This is a genomic window from Nostoc sp. ChiQUE01b (assembly GCF_034531255.1).
Classification (GTDB): domain Bacteria; phylum Cyanobacteriota; class Cyanobacteriia; order Cyanobacteriales; family Nostocaceae; genus Nostoc.
On sequence record NZ_JAVRBM010000020.1, the window covers coordinates 1 to 20,823 of the forward strand.

General features: G+C 41.4%; 15 protein-coding genes and 2 pseudogenes. 11 read left to right on the top strand and 6 right to left on the bottom strand.

From position 1 onward, the window contains the following. The first annotated feature begins 427 nt into the window (after positions 1 to 427). Both RMY63_RS15310 and RMY63_RS15315 read left to right on the top strand, forming a co-directional pair. Positions 428 to 652, top strand: coding sequence for an indolepyruvate ferredoxin oxidoreductase subunit alpha (locus RMY63_RS15310; protein WP_104907250.1), 225 nt, complete (start codon positions 428 to 430; stop codon positions 650 to 652). Between the two features lie 115 nt (positions 653 to 767). Beyond that, positions 768 to 1,496 (top strand): ABC transporter ATP-binding protein, encoded by a 729-nt coding sequence (locus RMY63_RS15315; RefSeq protein WP_322729520.1) that lies wholly within the window; start codon positions 768 to 770, stop codon positions 1,494 to 1,496. A 427-nt stretch (positions 1,497 to 1,923) separates the two neighbouring features. Here RMY63_RS15315 and RMY63_RS15320 read toward each other — a convergent pair whose 3' ends face one another. Beyond that, positions 1,924 to 3,456, bottom strand: coding sequence for a SagB/ThcOx family dehydrogenase (locus RMY63_RS15320; protein WP_322729603.1), 1,533 nt, complete (start codon positions 3,454 to 3,456; stop codon positions 1,924 to 1,926). 258 nt (positions 3,457 to 3,714) lie between these two features. Between RMY63_RS15320 and RMY63_RS15325 the strand changes: the two genes are divergently transcribed. Further along, the gene (locus RMY63_RS15325; protein WP_322729604.1) at positions 3,715 to 4,563 is read left to right on the top strand and encodes an alpha/beta hydrolase; all 849 of its coding nucleotides are present in this window, start codon (positions 3,715 to 3,717) and stop codon (positions 4,561 to 4,563) included. Between the two features lie 137 nt (positions 4,564 to 4,700). On the opposite strand, the gene RMY63_RS15330 is transcribed toward RMY63_RS15325, so the two are convergent. Continuing rightward, the gene (locus RMY63_RS15330) at positions 4,701 to 4,868 is read right to left on the bottom strand and encodes a hypothetical protein (protein WP_322729609.1); all 168 of its coding nucleotides are present in this window, start codon (positions 4,866 to 4,868) and stop codon (positions 4,701 to 4,703) included. On the opposite strand from RMY63_RS15330, the gene RMY63_RS15335 reads away from it, so the two are divergent. Together RMY63_RS15335 and RMY63_RS15340 are read left to right on the top strand one after the other, a co-directional pair. Beyond that, the gene (locus RMY63_RS15335; protein ID WP_322729521.1) at positions 4,797 to 6,518 is read left to right on the top strand and encodes a serine/threonine-protein kinase; all 1,722 of its coding nucleotides are present in this window, start codon (positions 4,797 to 4,799) and stop codon (positions 6,516 to 6,518) included. The genes RMY63_RS15330 and RMY63_RS15335 overlap by 72 nt on opposite strands. 217 nt (positions 6,519 to 6,735) lie before the next feature. Further along, positions 6,736 to 7,050 (top strand): YkvA family protein, encoded by a 315-nt coding sequence (locus RMY63_RS15340; RefSeq protein WP_322729522.1) that lies wholly within the window; start codon positions 6,736 to 6,738, stop codon positions 7,048 to 7,050. Between the two features lie 114 nt (positions 7,051 to 7,164). On the opposite strand, the gene RMY63_RS15345 is transcribed toward RMY63_RS15340, so the two are convergent. Continuing rightward, a complete protein-coding gene (locus RMY63_RS15345) occupies positions 7,165 to 7,542 on the bottom strand; it encodes a GxxExxY protein (RefSeq protein WP_322729523.1) in 378 nt (125 codons plus the stop codon). 41 nt (positions 7,543 to 7,583) lie between these two features. Then, a complete protein-coding gene (locus RMY63_RS15350) occupies positions 7,584 to 10,790 on the bottom strand; it encodes a glycoside hydrolase family 15 protein (protein ID WP_322729524.1) in 3,207 nt (1,068 codons plus the stop codon). A gap of 1,119 nt (positions 10,791 to 11,909) precedes the next feature. Here RMY63_RS15350 and RMY63_RS15355 point away from each other — a divergent pair. The 6 genes and pseudogenes from RMY63_RS15355 (at position 11,910) to RMY63_RS15380 (ending at position 17,680) form a co-directional block, all read left to right on the top strand. Continuing rightward, a complete protein-coding gene (locus RMY63_RS15355) occupies positions 11,910 to 13,031 on the top strand; it encodes a glycosyltransferase (RefSeq protein WP_322729525.1) in 1,122 nt (373 codons plus the stop codon). Positions 13,032 to 13,440: 409 nt separating this feature from the next. Next, positions 13,441 to 14,793 (top strand): magnesium transporter, encoded by a 1,353-nt coding sequence (gene mgtE / locus RMY63_RS15360; protein WP_322729526.1) that lies wholly within the window; start codon positions 13,441 to 13,443, stop codon positions 14,791 to 14,793. A 216-nt stretch (positions 14,794 to 15,009) separates the two neighbouring features. Then, on the top strand, positions 15,010 to 16,023 hold the full coding sequence (locus tag RMY63_RS15365) for an aspartate carbamoyltransferase catalytic subunit (protein ID WP_322729527.1): 1,014 nt from the start codon (positions 15,010 to 15,012) through the stop codon (positions 16,021 to 16,023). Positions 16,024 to 16,144: 121 nt separating this feature from the next. Beyond that, positions 16,145 to 16,390: pseudogene (locus tag RMY63_RS15370) on the top strand (ArsR/SmtB family transcription factor); the annotation flags it as partial. Positions 16,391 to 16,531: 141 nt separating this feature from the next. Next, positions 16,532 to 16,996 (top strand): annotated as a pseudogene (locus RMY63_RS15375) (Clp protease N-terminal domain-containing protein); the annotation flags it as partial. A gap of 243 nt (positions 16,997 to 17,239) precedes the next feature. Beyond that, the gene (locus tag RMY63_RS15380; protein WP_322729528.1) at positions 17,240 to 17,680 is read left to right on the top strand and encodes a pentapeptide repeat-containing protein; all 441 of its coding nucleotides are present in this window, start codon (positions 17,240 to 17,242) and stop codon (positions 17,678 to 17,680) included. A gap of 65 nt (positions 17,681 to 17,745) precedes the next feature. Here the strand turns inward: RMY63_RS15380 and RMY63_RS15385 are convergent, their stop codons facing one another. Continuing rightward, positions 17,746 to 19,086 (bottom strand): TldD/PmbA family protein, encoded by a 1,341-nt coding sequence (locus tag RMY63_RS15385; protein ID WP_322729529.1) that lies wholly within the window; start codon positions 19,084 to 19,086, stop codon positions 17,746 to 17,748. Between the two features lie 187 nt (positions 19,087 to 19,273). Then, complete coding sequence (locus RMY63_RS15390) at positions 19,274 to 20,746, bottom strand: TldD/PmbA family protein (protein WP_322729530.1); 1,473 nt, start codon at positions 20,744 to 20,746, stop codon at positions 19,274 to 19,276. Positions 20,747 to 20,823 lie beyond the last annotated feature (77 nt).

Sequence of the window (20,823 nt, forward strand, 5' to 3'; positions counted from 1 at the left end):
CCTTGTCGCCCTTGTCTACCTGCCCGTGCTTTGTGCCAGTTGCGTAAGTCCTGAAATTATAGTATTTTTGCCTGAATTTCCATAGAACCTAACGGCAATAGCCAAGAGGGCTTACTTACGCCAAAAACCTTGATTTTGTTACTACTAAAGGTAAATTTGAAAATTCCGAGTTCTGAGTTACGCCTGATGTGAATTAGAAAAGCCTCTTATCGCATAAGGGTTTCTAGACTCGCCCAAAATCGTAGTTTTAGGACTACCCACGAAATTACAAGGGTTTCTAGACTTAATTCACATTAGACGTGAGTTAGTAATGAATAAAAATTACAGTCTCATGCAGACTCACCTTGACACCAGTATCTCCAATCCCCACTCCCCAGTCCCCTGCTAGGCTAGAAATAGCCGATACAGAAAAGAGGGAATCAAGAACATGCCGCATACAATTGTTACAGAAGTCTGTGAAGGCGTTGCAGACTGCGTAGATGCCTGTCCAGTAGCCTGTATTCATGATGGCCCAGGCAAAAATGCCAAGGGAACTGATTGGTATTGGATTGACTTTGCCACTTGCATTGACTGTGGTATCTGTCTCCAAGTTTGCCCAGTAGAAGGGGCGATTCTTCCAGAAGAACGACCAGAGTTGCAAAAAACTCCGTAATAGTCCATAGTCAACAGTCAATAGTGAATAGTTATGTTTAACTTGACTGTTGACCAATGACCAATACTTCGGCTTCTCTACGAGACGCTACGCGAACGCTCAGTACAAGTGACCAATGACAAATGATTATTTATTAGAAGTTCAAAATGTTCACGCTGGATACATCAAAGATGTAGATATCCTGCAAGGTGTGAATTTTCGGGTTGCACCGGGGGAATTGGTGACAGTGATTGGCCCCAACGGTGCGGGTAAATCTACTTTGGCAAAAGCAATTTTTGGGCTTTTGATCCCGCACACAGGCACAATTACTTTCAAAGGTGAAAATATCGTGGGGCTAAAGTCCAATCAAATTGTCCAACGAGGAATGTGCTACGTACCGCAAATTACCAATGTTTTCCCTTCTCTGAGTGTTGAAGAGAATTTGGAGATGGGTGCTTTTGTGCTTAACGTTCCCCTGAAACCAATTAAAGATAAAATATTTACTATGTTTTCTAGATTAAGCGATCGCCGTCGTCAACGCGCTGGTACTCTCTCTGGAGGAGAACGCCAGATGCTAGCGATGGGCAAAGCTTTGATGTTGGAACCTGGTTTGCTGATTTTAGATGAGCCATCTGCTGCTTTGTCGCCGATTTTGGTGACACAAGTGTTTGAGCAGATTAAACAAATTAATCAGGCAGGTACTGCGATCGTACTAGTAGAACAAAATGCCCGTAAAGCTTTAGAGATGGCTAATCGTGGATATGTATTAGAATCGGGACGTGATGCGATCTCCGGCCCTGGTGAAGAATTGTTGAATGACCCGAAAGTGGGTGAGCTATATCTGGGAGCAGGTAAGAGACATTAACCCTTTTTAATCACTCTTGCCCCATTCAACATAACACCAGCTTAATATCGGAGCTTCACCAGTCGATAGCGATGACTTGGTTGGGCTGCGCCCACGCTATCTATAACTAATACAAAAGCCATAACACTACCTGCCACTGCCGCGACCGTCGTTTTCAATGCTCAAAGAATTCTCCCTAATAATCCGTTTCTAATCACATCTACAGCTAGTCGAGATGCAAAACAGGACATTCATTCAGGAAAAACGGACCAAAACGTAAATTACCCAGATATGCCAAAACCCCCATTTGCAATTCGCAATATGGATGGGTATTTAGACCCCAACCATAAATTAAATGTATGGGTATCCAAAAATATGTCTGTCGAATTAAAGAATCTGGACGGACTGAAAGAAATTCTCTGGATTCTTTGCGCCTCTGGAATTATTTTTATCTTGGGCGTCCCAATGTAGTGATATATAAAACAGCTTCATCAGCAGGAATACCCAAGACTTCATTTACTTGATCGTCAAAGAATCCACCGATACCACTGACGCCTACATTTAGGTGCATTGCAGCTAAATTCAGGCGTTGTCCCAAATGACCGGCATCCATGTGCAAGTAACGGTAAACGCGATCGCCATATTGGGCAATCGCAGCTTTCAAGTTAGCTGTATGAAATAACACTGCTGCTGCATCCCGTCCTAATTCTTGTTCTAAACAGAGAAAATGTAACTCTTGCCGAAAGTTTTTAAACCGAATTTGGCGTAATTCTTGGGCTTTGGGTGCATAATAGTAACAACCCGCCTCCAGTCCTTTGACTCCGCAAACAGCAATGAATGTTTCGATTAAATTTAGATCGAAGTAGTCTGGAGAAATATCTAAGTTTTGGTCGATGTAATTTTGCGGTTGGTAAGTGAAATCGAGTAAACTTTTCAATTCATCGAAGCTTAAATCATCACCATTGTAAGCGCGGGTAGAGCGTCGCTTATACATAGTGATTTCCAGTTCTGACAGTTTTTGTCCCCAGTCTATCGGTGCGGTAGTGGTAGGAATTTTTAAACAGAAAGGAAAATTGTATTTATCCTCCAAAGATTTTTCTTGTTTAATAGTTGGTAGATTAAGATTACCAGTGACACCTGATTGGATCTGGGTGTGTCGATGGAAATATGTTAGGAGTTCGCCATCGGGGATTTGAGGATAACTGGTTTCAGTAGCCGAAGGTAAAGCAGTACATCCCAATGGTAAATTTTGATTAACATCTAACAAGTCTGCCAGAGGTAAGACAGCGATCGCACCTTCTTGTTGCGGATCGACATAAAGCAGATCGTTGACCGATTCATCTACAAAGCCGCCGATTAAATGGGGGCGATAATCAGTAACCGCACTAGCTAACTCGATATTACCCAACAGATGTCCCGTATCCAGAAAAATCCGACGGTAAGCCCGATCTTCATAGCGCCATGCAGAACGATAGAATACCGCAGTCACAATAATTGCCAATTGGGTATTTTCTAGAGAAGGATGCCAGAAACAAGCTGCTTGGAGAGTTTGCCAAACATCACTTTCCCAATAATGCATGAGAGAATGAGTTCGACACTGGTAGTTATATAGACCAGGCGGCAATAACGATGTACCACGGGAAACCACATACACCTCGGCAGGGTATAGTCCGCCTGCACTAGGAGCAGCGCGTAAATACACTGCACTACCCATAGAAGGCATTTTCGCCGTCAATCCATAACTGCGAAACAATAGCCGTGAAAGTCTTTGCCACCATTGAGCATCTAGCTTATTAGCATAAGCCTCTGCTTTTTCTTGGATATAAGGTTTGAGATCAAAAGTAGAGCCAATTTTGTACTCTTTGAAGGGCACTGGCTGTTTAGTCCAGTCTAACCGCTGACTTTTGGAAACGAGAGTCTCAGGATTGTATTTAGTCCGTTCGTGATAATGCTGGGCAATCGATTGGTGTAATTCTGGCATATTACTTTTAATATCCTTGGGGCATCCTTTTCTTGATCTTGGCATTCATTAGCCTCATTATTTCGTGTCAATTGGTACAATCCTCCGAGTCATAAAGTGGTAAATGGTAACAATTAGATTAAGCAAAGAGAGTGTTGAGTTAGGAGTTAGGAGTTAGAAGTTAGGAGTTATTTATTCTCCCCCTAGTCCCCAGTCCCCAGTCCCCATCTTCCGCAGTACCATATAAACGCAAAACTATCTAAGCCTGGATGTGCAATGATGCCTGTACGTCAAACTTTATCAAAGCCTGATATCCAACTTTCTTATTTAGAATGGAATCAAGGTCAAAAACCTTTACTGCTGTTACATGGCTTAGGCGATCATGCTTTGGTGTGGTCTGGTTTAGGAGATTACTTGGCGGCGGATTACCACATAGTTGCGCCAGATATGCGCGGACATGGCCAAAGTAGTAAACCAGAGATAGATTATAGCTTTGAGAGTGCGATCGCAGACCTTGAAGCACTCATGGATAGTCTTGGATGGACTTTTGCCCATATTGTAAGTCACTCCTGGACAGGCAAATTAACCGCCATTTGGGCAAGACAAAACCCAAAGCGTTTACGGAGTATAATTCTCGTCGATCCGATTTTTATTTGGAAAATGCCCAGTCTTCTCAGGGTAACTTTCCCAATGTTATATCGCTTCTTACCTTTTCTTAAAAGCATGGGGCCCTTTGCCAGCTACGAAGAAGCCGAACAACAAGCACGGCAATTAAAGCAATATCAAGGATGGACTTCCTTACAGCAGCAAGTTTTCCAAGCAGGAATAGAACAAAAACCCGATGGGAGTTGGGGCAGTAAATTTACCATAGCCGCCCGCGACGGAATTTTTGAGGCAGTAATGCAAGTGCCTGGTTTTACAATTCCCCTTGACACCCCTGCCCTATTCATCCAGCCAAAACAAGGACTGAACCGCCAAAATTGGCAAATTCAACCCTACAAAACCTATCTTCAAAACTTACGTATCTGCCAAGTTCCCGGTAATCATTGGCCGTTTTTGACACAACCAGAGGGATTTAATCAAACTGTGGCAGCTTTCTTGGCAGAACACAGATCAAAAATCTCATGATTATTGGACGGGATTATCATACGGCAGCAGAAGAACTAATAGGGCGATCTTTAGGGGGATTGGGTATAGAGCATAGGGGATTGGGCATTAAAAAGAGACAGGGTAGACAAGAAAGAGGGGGAAGACCAGGAAGAGATTTATTCAATAATTCCCCCTTGTCCCCCTGCTCCCCCTGCTCCCCCTGCTCCCCCTGCTCCCCCTGCTCCCCATTCCCCACTCCCCACTCCCCTCTCATGAGCCTTTGTATCAATCCCGTTTGCCCTAAACCAAATCACCCGAATAATCAGCAAAACCGCTTTTGTCAAAGTTGTGGTTCTTATCTAGAATTACTAGGGCGTTATCGGGTGACGTGCCTGTTGAGTGACAAAACAGGTTTTACTAAAGTTTATGAGGCATACGAGCAAGATACCCCCAAAATTCTCAAAATACTCAAAGAAGATTTATCAAGCGACGCCAAAGCAGTAGAACTATTTCAGCAAGAAGTAACGGTGTTGGGACAATTCAAGTATCCCGGAATTCCCAAAGAAGATAGTTACTTCCAGTATCAAACCCGAAATGGTTTAGTGTTGCATTGCATTGCAATGGAAAAAATCGATGGCTACAACTTAGAACAGTGGCTACAGCAGCAAAATAGCCCCATATCCCAAGAACAAGCCATAGACTGGTTAAGACAGTTGATAGAAATTTTAGATGTAGTACATAGCAAACAGTACCTACATCGAGATATTAAGCCATCTAACATCATGATTAGATCCCCCCTTGAGCAGGGTTGGGGGAATCTAGTACTGATTGATTTTGGCACCGCCAGTGAAATTAATAAAACCTACCAAGACCAACTAAGCAATGGCGACAAGATGACAGCACTTATGTCATCTGGCTACAGCGCCCCAGAACAAATGAATGGTCAAGCAGTACCGCAGTCAGATTTCTTTGCTTTGGGACGTACTTTTGTATTTTTGCTGACAGGATATCATCCTTTGGAGATGTATGATGTCCAGCAAAATTTGTTGCACTGGCAAAATCATGCTACCCATATCTCACCCTTACTATTGAATTTAATTGATTGGCTAACAGCGTCAGATATAGAAAAACGTCCTGCCAGTACTCAAGAAATTTTGCATTCTCTAGAAGAACTCGAAACTCAATTAACAGACATTACTCCGACAAATAGTAATATCCTAGAATCCTCTAACCTTGAACATTTACCTGGAAATATTAATAACAACTCATTACCTCCAAATAAGCAGCCGGAAAAAGTACCGCTATTGGCATTTTTTGCAGTTCTATTAGTAGTATTGGGATTACTTAGTATAGTGGCTTTAGCAACGCGAAAATCAGATTTTGCTGAAACATCTTATTACAGACAATATCCCGAAAAAAAAGGTAATATCGATTACTTTTCTTATCAAGAAGGTAGGGATAGTCAGGGAAGGATAGCTGAGTTTAATATAGCAGTTTTATCACTAAAATATAAATGGTTTTTAGATAGCAACTTTCAAATTAAATACAATGATGAAATTATTAGTGTTGACCTTTTGAAGTTGAACTTAGAACAAGAAGGTATAGAGAAGATAATGGAAGCTCCCAATGAGATTATCTCTGTTGGCACAGCTTCTTGTAAAGGTGATAGATTAGTTCAAGAACGTGTAGCTTTAGAACGTTCTAAACAAATACAGCTTTTGGTTAAAAAAATATTTATTAATACATTAAGTGTCAAAAGTTATCGCTTATTGAATTTTGGTCAATTTCAACGGAGTGATTGTCAAGCAAATCAGGATTTAACGACATATCAGACAAGTGTGATAATTATTGGTGTTAAAAAAGAATCATCAGGTGTCATTCTTGACGAGGCACTACGGAATAGGTTAGAAAGGAAGCCTTTTGCTGATTTTAAATTAGAAGATTATTCTTTGGGATCTGCACAAAAGTTTAAGACTATACCGAGTAATTTATAAAATCTCTAGCAAAGTACAATCAGTACATAGGTATATCTCTCATGGCTAAAGCAGCAGATATCAACACTAAGCGATTAATCAGCCTTGCACCCGAAAATTAGGATTATCTTTGTTGACAAATTAATAGTAGCGTCTTCCAGACTAACTAGGACGGTTATTCGCACCGTGAGTTTTTAGCATAATTTGTCAAAATAAAAGATAACTGGAGGTTCAAAATATGAAATTTTCAATCCAATCACTTTACACCTGGTATCGCAGTGTACTTCGTAACCCTAAATACCGTTGGTGGGTAATTTTAGGAACGTTGGTCTATTTGGTCAGCCCATTTGATGTTCTCCCAGATTTTATACCCGTTGTGGGACAGATTGATGATGTTTTCCTTTTGACTCTGCTAGTTAGTGAGGTGTCTGGGCTAGTAATAGAAGGCTGGAAAGCTCGTAAGGGTGAGGTGGGTACTGAAGTACCTAATACTCCAGAGGGTTCTACTTCCAGTGCAAGCACTATTGATGTTGATGCTGTTTCTGTTAAGTAGTTTTAACAAAACCCCTGCTTTTGGAATCTGAGGTGGGGGTATTTTTTTTAACGCAAAGGGACGCGGAGGGAAGCGCAGAGGTTCGCAGAGGATGAGAGAGAGTGAGAGGAAAAGTTAGAGGTTGTTGGCTACCCGTTTAATACCTTCTTTGAAGTGGAGGACGTTAAAGTTGAGGAGAAGACCTAGTTTGCAGTTTGCTAGTTTGAGATAGGTTAGGAGTTGAACGGAGTGAATCGGGTGGAAGGATTCTACAAATTTAATCTCTACAATTACTTTGTTTTCGACTATCAAATCTAATCGATAAACGCATTCCAATTGCACATCTTGGTAAACCAAAGGCAATGGAATTTGCTTACCAACACTCAACCCGGCTTTGTTCAACTCATAATTCAAACACTCCTCATAAGCCGACTCCAACAAACCAGGCCCCAAAGCAGTATGCACCCTCATAGCACACCCAATAATCACCCCACTCAACTCATTCTCTCTCATTCTCTGCGTTCCTCTGTGCTTCCCTTTGCGCCCCTCTGCGTTTAAAAATCTTTTACAAACTCCGTCAAGAACCTAAATGCCTTCAAAATGTAACTAGCGCAATCTCTAGGAGAAGTATTGTAAAACGATCGCCACGCACTCGCCTTATCCTCATCATAGCGATCGCTACGTTGGCTATGGTTTTCTAGCCACGCCAATCGCACTGCATGGCCAATTAACACATCCAACACAATATATTCTTCAATTTGCAGCTTAGGATTATTGGCAGCGATCGCTCCTAATTCGATTAATGCTTCAATATTAACTTGGCGGTATTCTGGAGCTTCGATTTTATTCAGCAAATGCTCAACCAACAGAGCAAAATTTCTTTCCCCGGCTGTCATTTCCGACAGCATTATCTCACTATCTAAACGATTGCGCCGCTCTAGTTTATCACCAATTACTAGACCCTTACAATGTTGCATTAATAGCCAAACTTGCTTAAAAAATTCTTTTGGTACGCGCCCCGTCGCACCCTCAGCTTGGCGAAACCGTCGCCAACCGCCCGGTGGAACTTCTATCCCTTCGGCGATTCCTGGTAACACTACCCAAGCAATATCACTTTCTTTTTGTTTGACATGCAGTGATTCTTGCTGGCGCAACAGGTTACTCATGCCAGTATATCCAGTTAATACCTGACGCAAGCGCATTTTCACTTCAAAGGGTGAAAGTTGCATTAAGCGATCGTAAGCTTCATCTTGAGTGACATGCAATTCCCGCGCTAGTTCGCTGGTTATCAACAGGATGAGATAGCCGACTCTCAGCGTTAGTAGTCCCTTGAATAGTTCGGGTTCTGAGCGAATTAAGATACCAACATAGATTAAAATCTCTTGAGTAAGGACGCGATCGCGGATATCCTCACGACAAAAATGATTGATTTTATCGGCAATTTCATCGTGGGACATGGGCACGCTAATCAAGGACGCTTCGCTGTAAGCTTTACCCACAGCAATTTGCTTACCTCGCACCAAAATACTCGTGACTGCATCTGATAGGCTAATATCAACCATTTGCCGTAACCCCGCAGCCCGACGCACTACTGCCCAAATGCCTAAATCTCCAGCTTTGGTGTAAACTTCATCTAGTAAATCAGCTACGATGACAGGATATCCTGGGCCGCCATACCCCGTATCAAATTTCATTCCCTGCAAGCGAGTTAATGTTTGCAATAATTCAATTTGCTCGTAAATATTCTCTGATGAGCGCAAATAAGAAAGTAATAATCCCAAGTTAGTTTCATATTCCATTTGAAATTCTTGGGTATGTCCTAAGCGCCAGTTTTTCTCAGGATGATATGCTAAATAATAGCAACGTGGGCTAGCATTTTTCACTGGCGATCGCGAGAATTCTGCATTGGGCAGAAAATCAATTCTTTGGATTCCTGCTGTTAGCATTAGCTGATTTAGCCGCCCTAATTTCACCCGTACACCGTTACAAACTCCATCTTTGAGTTCTTGCATCAGTTCTAGTAATGCTTCCGAACCTGCTTCTAACATGGTGTGCGTTAACATTAAAGTCAGAGTAGGACGACCCAAATCACTCCAATATTTTTGAATGTAAGCTAGTTCGCTTCTAATTTGATCCAGCAAAAAATGGTAATCAAGAGTTAAGTAAAACTGTTGAGAGTCTGAGAATGAAGGCAAAAATACAATTGTTTCACCACGAATCCGAAAGATTCTAGATGTTGTCAAACTCCGCAGCCGCCGCACTGGCCGCCCAGTTAAACCAAGTTTATCGTTACGTCCGATTTGGGTATAAATAGCTGAAAATTCTCCAGCTTTTCTCACTTGAATCGGTTCTACTTGAGTAGGCGTTTGTGCTTCAATTCCGTGAACTTCTAGTTTTGTTTGTAAATCTTCATCTTCTGCTAACAAAGCAATTTGCACCAATGCTTCGCGCTGTTTCCCCACACACAAATGTCTTCCCAATGGGTCGATATCACCAACTGCCAGTAAACCTTCACTCAACATTTGACTGAGAAAATATAAACTCTGCGCCCATACTAAGGGAATATTTTCATTGGGCAAACGTGGTTGCGTTTGGGGCGATAACTTTTCGGCTTCGATATTTTCTGCAGGAACATAATAAAGTTCTGGCAATAAACGCAAACTATCTTGTTCTATGAGTAATGATTCTAAAAGCTCTTGGTACTTTTTAACTTGTTCTTGTTCGCCGCGAAATAATCCATCTAGAACTAAATAAGTGAAAAATAACGGCCATTCGCATTCAATATGCTCAAATTGCTTGAGTTCCCACGGTTCATAATGCAAGCGCTGATGATCTTCTAAAACGGTTTGGTGTCCATCACGCAGAAAGCGTTTGCAGCCGTATTGACCTGCGAGTTTATTAATAATATCGTTGAAGGTGCGATCGCGTAACTGCAAATCTTCTACCGCAAAGGCAGGATAACTAATAATACTTAACAGCGCCGCATCAATTTCTTTGGAACCAGATTCTCTCGGCAATAGTGATTCTAAAGTAATCCGGGCGCGGGCAATTTCATCTGGTAGCACATGAATCACCGATGCTTGACTACCACGCACACCAAATAAATCTAGTCCGTTGATAGCTTCTAAAGCAGCTTTTGCCATGCCTACAGAACTGGCATTTAACTCAGCACTACCGCGATTAATTTTATTACCACGTTCCCAAATGCCGTAATCTGGTGTGCGGTAAGCTCGTCCAATGTAGTAAACCAAATTTTGGACAAAATTTACTTCATCAATTGTATAAATTATTTGCAATCCTCCTGCCGTCATTTGCCCCAACATCAGCAAAAATATAGATGTGGCATCAAGTTGCAAATGTCCCCATTTGTCATCACCAACAACAATGTCACCAGTCGCGGTATTATATTTGGCGTGCAGTCCATCCAGTAGCGACTGAGTATGTTTAAATGTCTCTACTTTATGAGCCTGTCGCATCATTGCAAAGAGCAACCCGCGCATCAGTTTGATGACACTGTGTTCTAGTTCATAAGTGCGTCCTTCATCGTCGTCAATCTTGCGGTATGCAAGTCCTAAACCCCAAACTGCCAAAATGCTGTAAACATTGTCTCGCACCCAGGCATCAGTATAATCGCCGTGGGCTGTAATCGCTGTACTCGCAGGTAACAAACCAGTAATTGGATTTTGGCGAGTCAGGATGATCGTTTTGATTTGCTGGTAGTAATAGTCTAGGTGAGCTCGCAATTTGGTAGATGTTTTCATGGTTTGGTTTAGAACTACTTGCAGAATTAAACCCCTTAAAGTAGTGGGTTTCTTGCACTTGGGCTATGGAGAATGGAAGATTGAGATGGGATTCCGTACCGTAGGGTATACAAAAACGTAATCGCTTCTAGAAATATCGATCTCTGCGTGGATGGAAAAATCCCTCTAAGTAAGTCGAGTCTTAGACAGAGGAACTCTCAAGAGTGGTCTTGGGAATCCCTATTGATTTGGTGTACTAAATCATATCGTGTCTGGCTAAAGACTTATCATTAGGATCGCAGAGGTAAGGGATTTTTGGGCTTTCTACATAGATTCGGGAATTATAACTAATTAGTCGGACATAATATCAGTAGCGGGATAATGTCAAAAAATCAAGAGTGCCTAACTCCGAAGGATGAGCTTATGCTAGTCTAAACTAAATCACTACTCCGAGGTTATGCTGATGCTGGTATAAACTAACTCATTTTTTAAAAAATATTTATTAAATAAATATAATTTTAATGTAGATGTGTTTTAAAATTAATGTGTTTGTGTTAAACATTCAACCAATAATTGCAGTAAAGAAAGGGAGGCTATCCTCAACCCAATCAAGTTTGATAAAAAATAGGGCTTATACACTTTACAAATAAATCATCTTGTGCATTCACGTAAATAGCTTGGTTCAGCCTTTTACAAACCATATTTTGTTAGTTGTATAGGCTAGCAAAAATCGCAGGCATCGCAAAAATCTAACTAGAAGCCTTGAAAAGCATAGTTGCTATTTTGGCTTCTTTGTTAATCCGTAAGCCATAAAAAATTAATCGGTTTGTTTAGATAATAAATATCCTAGTTTGCTTGATTCCACTCTAAGATATTTACTAAATAATAGTTCAGGAAAAATTATTATTTTACTTACTAATATAAATAATTGAAGCCCTGATTTAGACTAATATTGGCTTTAAAAAACTAAAAATTGGTATTGTTATTGCTGCTCTAAATCAATCAAGTAGTTACCATTTTATACAACATAGCAGCAGATAGAACCAGGAGCGTAAATGTATAACGAACTTAAAAGTTTTTACCCAATATCTCGTTGACTTTTTGGAAAGATAAATATTAATCTTAAATAGGAGTAATACAATGAAAACAGTTGGGATGTATCGTCGAGCTTATCCGAGAGTATCAGAAACTTTTATTGGAGAGCAAGCCCATAATTTACAAACATACAAACCGTTATTTATTACTTGTAAACTCTTAGAAGAAATTCCTTTTGACAATATTGCTATTAGTAATAATGATCAATGGAAAATTAAGCAATTATTTCATATAATTACTGCTTCACCAAATATGTTTGGAAAAGAGGCTGAACTAAAAAACCTAAAATTAATTCATGGACATTTTGGCCCAGATGGTATTTACGCAATGCGATTGGCAGAGAAATTAAATATTCCTTTCATCGTTACATTTTACGGTTTTGATATTACAGTTTCACGTTTATCTATGTGGCTGTCAGGTAATCCGGCATTTTATCAATTTCTTTTGCGTGAAGAAGAATTAAAACAAAAAGCATCTAAATTTATTGCTTTTTCTAGTTTCTTGTATAAAAAGATGATTGAATATGGTTATCCTGAAGATAAAATTATTAAACTAAATAGTGGTATAGATTTAGAAAAGTTTGCCCCAGCGAGTGAATCAAAAGATGAAAGATATATTTTATGTGTAGGCAGACATACTGAAAAAAAAGGAATTGATACCCTATTAAAAGCCTTTTCTCGAATTGCCAGTAAGCATCCAGATGTATCAGTTATCCAAATTGGAAATGGCACAATGACTGAAAAATTCAAAACTCTAGCAGATGAACTTGGTATTAGTAATAGAGTAAATTTTATGGGGGCAAAACCTTATGAAGTAATTCAAAAAACTATGAGAAATGCAGAAATATTTTCTCTACCCAGTCAAACAGCAAAGAACGGTGATAGCGAAGGTTTACCGCTTTCAATATTGGAAGCCGCCGCTTCTGGTTTACCAATAGCTTCTACCTGGCATAGTGCTATCCCTGATGCTATTTTAGATGGAGAAACTGGCTTTTTAGTTGATGAAAAAGACGATCGCTCTCTTGCGGAAAAATTAGATATTCTTTTGTCTGACCGGGCTTTAGCTAAAAGTATGGGTAAAAAAGGACGAGAGTTTATTTGCGAAAATTTTGATATTCGCAAGCAAACTGCCAAGCTAGAAGCTATTTATGATTTAGTAAGCAGTTAACGAACTCAAGTAAAAGTATCTCAATTTAGATTACTGAACCTCAAGCATTTGTTAATATGCAGAAGTTTTCTAATCCCTAGTTTGGAGACGACTCTCTTTTTTTAGGCATCCGTATGGTTATTTATTCGCGATCGCCAGTTATCACAGATTATATCAACAGAATAACTCCTCAAAAATCAGGGTAGCAAGCTAAAAAATGCACATAAAGCTACTAAGAATATAAAAACTTCTCAGTATCTACCGGAGAGCGTTATTCCGGGTTAGGATGATGACTAGCAATGCTTTGATTTAGCTATCGATATTGAATTGTTGAAATTTTATGGACCATAGTCCACAAGATGGCAGTATCAACCTCCTCTGAGCTGTGGTAAGGAAGTCTCCCAGCGCGGGGGAGACTTAGGAGATTATCATGCTTACAGAAGATATTCGTGATTTGCTGACTGATACTACCGATTTAAACCAGTTGAAATGGGATTTAAATCGCTTGCAACCTGTGGATGTGGGAGACTACATTACACAATTGCCTGAAAAACAACGGGCGATCGCATTCCGTTTACTCAACAAAGCTCAGGCAATTGATGTATTTGAATATCTGCCGACAGAGGTGCAGGAAGAACTAATTAATTCTCTGCATGATGTTCAGGTAGTGCAACTTGTAGAAGCGATGAGTCCCGACGAACGGGCAGAATTGTTTGATGAACTACCTGCTGGGGTAATCAAACGGCTATTACAAGAACTGAGTCAAGAAGAAAGGCAAGCAACAGCAACGATTCTCGGCTATCCAGAAGGTACGGCTGGGCGGGTGATGACAACTGAATATGTGCGGTTGCGACAAGGGTTGACTGTAGGTGAAGCCTTAAGCAAAATCCGCCGTCAGGATGAAGACAAGGAGACAATTTACTACGCCTACGTCACAGATGACAACCGGACGCTGGTGAGAGTAGTTTCACTGCGCCAGTTGCTGTTTACCTTTCCCGATGTTTTCATCAAAGATATTGCTAGCGATCGCGTCATCAAAGTTAGAACTGAAACCCCTCAAGAAGAAGTGGCGCGAATCATGCAGCGCTACGACTTAATCGCTATCCCCGTCGTCGATCGCGAAGACCGATTGGTTGGTATCGTCACCATTGATGATGTCATGGATATTTTGGAAGAAGAAGCCACAGAAGATATCCAAAAACTGGCGGGTGTAAGTGGTGATGAAGCTGCTTTATCCTCTCCTCTACTCACCATCCGCAACCGCTTGCCTTGGCTGTTGGGGATCATGGCACTGTATATTGGTGCAGCCAGTGCGATCGCGCCTTTTCAATCTGTAATTGCCGCAGTGCCAGTTCTAGCAGTAATCATGCCAATTTTTTCTAACACTGGTGGTACTGTCGGTATTCAATCATTAACGGTAACAATCCGCGGGTTGGGAGTGGGAGAGGTAACACCCAAAGATACCTTGAAAATTCTCCGCAAAGAACTTTTAGCAGGTTTAGGTACAGCCTTAGCTTTAGCCACAACCATGATCCTGCTTTCCTTAATTTGGGCGCGACCCCAAGAGCGATGGGTAGCTTTAATTGCCGGAATGGTAATGGCAACTAATACAATTGTGGCTGTTACACTCGGCACGTTACTGCCAATGGGTTTGGAACGGCTGAAACTTGACCCTGCTTTGGTTAGTGGCCCGTTAGTGACTACAATGCTAGATACAATTGGGTTTTTAACGTTCCTCAGCCTAATTTCTCTAGCTTTAAATGTTTTCCATTTACCAGCTTGAAGGGATTGGGGACTGGGGATTGGGCGGACAAGGGGAATTTGGGACAAACATACAAGTCACCAGCTAAGGCTTACTTAGATTAAGTACTTGAGACGAAAGGCTTGTTGCAAGTTGTCACCCTGTCCTCTTGTCTCCATCATCTCCCCCAGTCACCAGTCCCTAATCCCCATTACCCCTTATCCCCAGAGGGGGCCCCACCATCCCCAGTCCCCAAATATGCCTACTACTACGTGGAATCGTCATCACATTCTTTCCCTAGCTGACTTTACTGCCGCTGAATACGATACAGTTTTGCAAACTGCTGCCTCTTTTCAAGAGGTGCTATCACGGCGGACAAAGAAAGTGCCAACTTTGCAGGGACAGGTGGTGGCGAATTTATTTTTTGAATCGTCTACCCGAACTCGCAGCAGTTTTGAACTCGCAGCTAAACGCTTAAGTGCAGATACGCTGAATTTCGCCGCCTCCACATCTTCTATGACTAAGGGAGAGACAATTCTCGACACGGCGAAAACCTATTTGGCAATGGGAACTGATATTATGGTAGTCCGCCATCGAGAGGCAGGAGTACCAAATGCGATCGCGGCTGAAATGGATCGTCTAGGTGTACGAGTTAGTGTCCTGAATGCTGGTGATGGTCAACATGAGCATCCTTCCCAAGCACTGCTAGATTTATTTACCATTTGTACTCTAATTGACCCAGATCATCCCCGACTGGATCTTTTAAAGGGGAAAAAGATTGCCATTGTTGGAGATATTCTCCATTCTCGCGTGGCGCGATCGAATATTTGGAGTTTAATTGCCAGTGGTGCCGAAGTGCATCTGGCAGCACCACCAACCCTTTTACCTAAATTCTTTGCTGAGTTTATCTTGGAGGAAGTAGAAGGCAGGAGTTATTCCCCCAATCCCCAACTATTTCTACATTGGCAGCTAGAACCAGCTTTGCAAAATGCCGATTTTGTCATGACTTTACGTCTGCAAAAGGAACGGATGACGGCTCATTTGCTGCCAAGTTTGCGAGAATATCATCAGCTGTTTGGCATTACATGCACAAAACTGCAACTTTGTAAACCTAATGTCAAAGTTTTGCATCCAGGCCCAGTTAACCGTGGTGTCGAAATTAGCTCTGAGTTGATGGATGACCCGGAATTTAGTCTCATTCAATCGCAAGTTACTAGCGGTGTCGCCGTTCGCATGGCGTTGCTGTACCTATTAGGTAGCGGCAAGGCTTAATTGACATCCTTGTTTAGTAACTACAAAAGCCAAAATGAAAAAAGAGGGCGATCAGGTAAAGCAAGTCTGTCGTCTATCATGATCCTGTTGACAAAATACTTATTTCGATTATTCTAGAAATATGAATAATAAAGAAACGGCCCGGTATGCGGACATTTTTGCAGCATTGGGGTCGGAGCCTCGGCTGGAAATTATGCGACTGCTATTTGCAGCTTATCCAGACGGGATGACCGTAGGAGAAATTCAGGAAAAGCTAAAAATCCCGAACTCAACGCTATCCCACCATTTGGAGAAGCTACGGATTGAAGAGTTAGTCAATAGCCGAAGAGAGAAGCAATTTCTGTGGTACTCAGCGAATGCTAAGACGATGGAGAATTTGCTGTCTTTTTTAACTACAGGGAAAAATAAATGCGATCGCATTATTGAGCCACTCAACAATACATCCACACAGGAAGGGTTTATGTTTGAAACATTTTTTGAGTCTATTTTTAATAAACTTTTTGGGTTTATGTCTACCAGATTTCACCTTAGAGGTTTTGAAAGATTTACCCAAAAAGCGATGACAGCCATCTCTATAGCTCAAGATGAATCTCGCCACTTAGGACACCCATATATTGGTACCGAACAGATTTTGCTGGGATTGCTTGGCGAAGGTAGCGGCCTAGGATCGCAGTTTCTTAACTCTGTGGGGGTAAATTTGGAAAATGCACAGATAGAGGTAGAAAAAATTATCGGCAGAGGTAAGGGTAATACACTTTTAGATATTCCCTACACGCCCAGAGCCAAGCAGGCATTAGAACTATCAGTAGAACAATCAGGACAACTTGGCGTTAACTACGTTGGTACAGAGCATCTGCTGTTAGGTATTCTCTGCGAAGGTGCAATAGGTAGAGGAGAGGGAGTAGCAATTAGGGTTCTGCAAAATCTTGGGGTAGACCTGGTTTCATTAGAACAACGACTGCGAAAAGCTTTGACTTAAGATGATGAGGCGTTTCCACGTGAGTAGAGACGCAATATATTGCGTCTCTATATGCTTAGAATTATTACTAACAATCTTTTAATTTTAGTCCTATCGGACTAACTCACACAAGAATACCTAGTCTCATAGAAATTATATATTCCTCCGATCGCATGAGGACAGAATTCTGTAATCTTGGCACACTGGTAGCGTAGAAGTTCAGGATTTAATGACTTCTAGAAGTGTCCGAGGTAAATTATGAAACGAATTTTTTTGACGGCAGCAGCCTTACTCAGCACGCTATCTTTAGCTGCTCCGATTCCCGTCAAAGCAGAAAATTCCACCCATGTCCGCCGCTTGTTAGAAACTAGAGAATGTTCGGGATGCAATCTAGTAGGAGCTAACCTCAAAGGCGCTCATCTAATCGGTGTTGACTTGAGAAATGCAAATTTAAAAGGAGCTAATCTCGAAGGTGCTAACTTAGAAGGTGCAGATTTAACTGGTGCTAATTTAAAGTCTGCTAATCTCACAGAAGCATTCGTTAGCGATACGACGTTAAATAATGCCAATCTTACTAACGTGAATTTGAGCAATTCTCGTTTATATAATAGTGACGTAGATGGCGCTGTTTTAGCTGGTATTGATTTAAGCGGTGCTGATGTATTTAATACTGCCATTAGCATTGGTGGTGAATACTAATGGTGAGTCATGATTTCCAAGTGATGAGTTAAGAGTTAAACTCTTAACTCTGCACTGACTAAGTTTTATTCGCCGGTAATCGATAGTTCATTAACCCAGATTTTTGGGCAAACTCCCCCTGGTGTTAACTCTGGCTCTTTTTCTACATAAATAATTGACTTCAAAAGTTCCAAGAAATCGCCAGCAACAGTTGCTGACTCAATACTCGTCCTCACACCCTTATTAACTAGCCAACCATCAAACGGCAAAGAAAAGGAACCTTGCAAGGATTTAACTCCAGCATGGAGAGCTTGTAAATCATCGATAAAAATCACATTTTCAGCAGTTTCTAAGCTCAACTCCTGCTCAGAAGTTGCTGTTGAAAATACGTGATAAAAATTGGGACTGACGCTGACTTTTGCACCAATACTAGCATTACCCGTTGGCTGGGCATTTAATCTTTTAGCAGTGCCAGCACTATGGAGAAAGCTTGTTAAAACGCCATTTTCAATCAGCGAAATTTGACGAGTGGGAGTTCCTTCACCATCAAAACTTTCCGCACCAACGTTAGCTGGATGCAACGCATCATCATAAACTGAAATCAAAGGAGAAGCTATTTGCTTACCTAAATCATCAGGCGTAGATAGACTTTGATTGTCTAAAATACTTTGGGCATTGAACAAGTTAGAAAAAGCACCCAACAGACTTAAGAAAGCTTCCGCTGAAAAAACAACTCGATATTTACCAGTTTTGATTTTTTCATAATTCAAGTGGCTGATAGTTTTATCGGCGGTTTCTTTGATGCAACCATTAATATCTAAATTATCTAAACTCTGGTTGATTCTATAAGCGCCTGCACTGCGAGGTTTTTTGCCATCTTCCTCAGTTTTACTATAAAGATAAACTGATGCCAAAGAGTGAGATTCAGTTCTTACTGCACCGTCGCTATTGAGATAAAATCTGTCAATATCTCTTTGTGACAAACCATTATAAGGTACGCCTTTAATTGCTGGATGAGCTGTTAGTAATTCTTTTTCAGCTACCAACAATTTTTCTATAAGTTCAGCAACAGGTGCTTGGGGTGATTTATCCTGAAATTTACTGGGAATCGGAGTAGTAGCCTCTGGACTAAAATCAGGAACATTTTCTTTAACACCAAAGAAACTGGCTTCATAGGCAGTTTTCAAAGCTAATTCCAGTCCCTTGGGGTCTACATCTGTGGTGCTGGTGACACCCATTGTATTATCTTCATTCCAGACACGAACAGTAACACCAGAGCGGTTTGAAGCTTTGACCTGTTTTGGCTCACCTTGGTCTACTTGCACGCTAGTGTCATCAACTGTTGAACCATAAATGTCGAATTTCTTAATGCCAAGTTTATCAGCATTGTCCTTGGCAGAATTTGCAATCTCATTAATATTCGGCATAGTCAATTTTGGATTTTGGATTTTAGATTTCGATTGGAAACGATTCCATTTTTGATATTAGAGTTTGGATTTTGGATGTTATGACTTATATTTTTAGACGAATAACTCGTAATGCCAGCTGCTTTGTTCTAGCCTGAAACTCCTGCTCATTCATAATCCAAAATCCAAAATCTAAAATCTAAAATTCTTATCGTCCCCCAACGGTAATAGAATCAACTTTAATGTGGGGTTGTCCGACTGTAGTGTAAATACTGCCACTGACTGAGCCACAAAAACCTGGTGCAATTTCCAAATCTTGAGAACACATGGAAATTTTATTCATAATTTCTTTAGCTTCACCGATGAGAATTGCTCCCTTTAGCGGTTTGGTGATTTTGCCATTTTCAATTAAATAAGCTTCATCAACACTAAAGTTAAATTGACCTGTAGCACCAACGCTACCACCACCCATCTTTTTACAGTAAATACCTTTATCAACAGAGGCAAATAATTCATCAATGCTATATTCGCCAGAATCAATATAAGTATTACGCATCCGGCTAGCAGCGGCATAGGTATAATTTTGGCGGCGTCCACTTCCAGTTCTGGGGTGTCCGGTGCGTGAGGAACCTGTTCTATCTGCTAAGAAGTTTTTCAGAACGCCTTTTTCAATTAATAGGGTTCTTTGAGCAGGCATACCTTCATCATCCATGTCAATTGTCCCGAAGGCATTTTCAGAGCGCCCTTCATCCCAGGCTGTCAAGCTTTCGTGGGCAATTTTTTCGCCTTTTTTGTCAGCAAAGGGAGAGGTATTGCGTTCTATTTGAGTGGTTTCTAGCAGGTGTCCGCAAGCTTCGTGGAAGATTACGCCGCCAAAGTGATTGGCCATAATGATGGGATAAGTACCCGATTCCACGTAATCTGCGTAAAGCATTTTTCCAGCCGATTCTGCTATTTTCTCAGCAGCTTGTTGAGAATCCCAAGTTCTCAAGAAGTTGGCATCACTAGTATTACCCGCGCGATCGCCAATTGAGGTACGATTAGCACCATCAGCACACAATAGGTTAAATCCTACTGATTGCGTGAGACGAATGTCACGGGCAAAAGTCCCGTCACTGGCAGCGATTAAAACTTCTTGCCAATCCCGGAAATAGGTAGCACGACGCGATTGGACGTGGCTAGCTTTTTGCTTCAGGTGGGCAGTACCATCTAGAAGGATTTCTCCCATTTCTCGGATGGAGCTACACATCGGTAGCCATGCATCTTTACCTCTTTTGGTGGCGTAATCTCTGAGTAATTCTAGGTTGATTTCTGGGATGAAAGCTTTAGGAGTGGGTAGTTGTAATCCCAAGATAGAAAGACCTTTTTCTAAGGCTGCTTTCAAACCGGAAAACGAAAGGTCATTGGTGCTAACGTAGCAGTCAGCTTTGCCGCGAAATACCCTGACTCCCGCGCCTGTAGACAGACTGGGTGAAATACTCGTGATAGCGTCATCTTCTGCAAGAGAACTAATATAGTTGCGACGCTCTAAAAATAATTCGATGAAGTCAGCACCAGCGGCGCGTCCTAGTCCCAGAAGGGTAGCCAGGGGGGCTTCCCAGGTTTCATCGAAACGCTCTGGTGTGGAGGAATATTGGAGAGTGGGAAGTTGATTCGAGAGAAGTAGCGTACTTGTAAGCATGGGTAGCCTCGTCTGCTGGCGTAGTTCAGAGATTTGACTGAAAAATCCTGGTGTGTTCAGTCTAACAAATGAGCAAA

Coding starts and splice junctions, on each gene's coding strand:
- RMY63_RS15310 (WP_104907250.1), top strand. CDS start 428: ATGCCGCATACAATTGTTACAGAAGTCTGTGAAGGCGTTGCAGACTGC.
- RMY63_RS15315 (WP_322729520.1), top strand. CDS start 768: ATGACAAATGATTATTTATTAGAAGTTCAAAATGTTCACGCTGGATAC.
- RMY63_RS15320 (WP_322729603.1), bottom strand. CDS start 3,456: ATGCCAGAATTACACCAATCGATTGCCCAGCATTATCACGAACGGACT.
- RMY63_RS15325 (WP_322729604.1), top strand. CDS start 3,715: ATGCCTGTACGTCAAACTTTATCAAAGCCTGATATCCAACTTTCTTAT.
- RMY63_RS15335 (WP_322729521.1), top strand. CDS start 4,797: ATGAGCCTTTGTATCAATCCCGTTTGCCCTAAACCAAATCACCCGAAT.
- RMY63_RS15340 (WP_322729522.1), top strand. CDS start 6,736: ATGAAATTTTCAATCCAATCACTTTACACCTGGTATCGCAGTGTACTT.
- RMY63_RS15345 (WP_322729523.1), bottom strand. CDS start 7,542: ATGAGAGAGAATGAGTTGAGTGGGGTGATTATTGGGTGTGCTATGAGG.
- RMY63_RS15350 (WP_322729524.1), bottom strand. CDS start 10,790: ATGAAAACATCTACCAAATTGCGAGCTCACCTAGACTATTACTACCAG.
- RMY63_RS15355 (WP_322729525.1), top strand. CDS start 11,910: ATGAAAACAGTTGGGATGTATCGTCGAGCTTATCCGAGAGTATCAGAA.
- mgtE (WP_322729526.1), top strand. CDS start 13,441: ATGCTTACAGAAGATATTCGTGATTTGCTGACTGATACTACCGATTTA.
- RMY63_RS15365 (WP_322729527.1), top strand. CDS start 15,010: ATGCCTACTACTACGTGGAATCGTCATCACATTCTTTCCCTAGCTGAC.
- RMY63_RS15380 (WP_322729528.1), top strand. CDS start 17,240: ATGAAACGAATTTTTTTGACGGCAGCAGCCTTACTCAGCACGCTATCT.
- RMY63_RS15385 (WP_322729529.1), bottom strand. CDS start 19,086: ATGCCGAATATTAATGAGATTGCAAATTCTGCCAAGGACAATGCTGAT.
- RMY63_RS15390 (WP_322729530.1), bottom strand. CDS start 20,746: ATGCTTACAAGTACGCTACTTCTCTCGAATCAACTTCCCACTCTCCAA.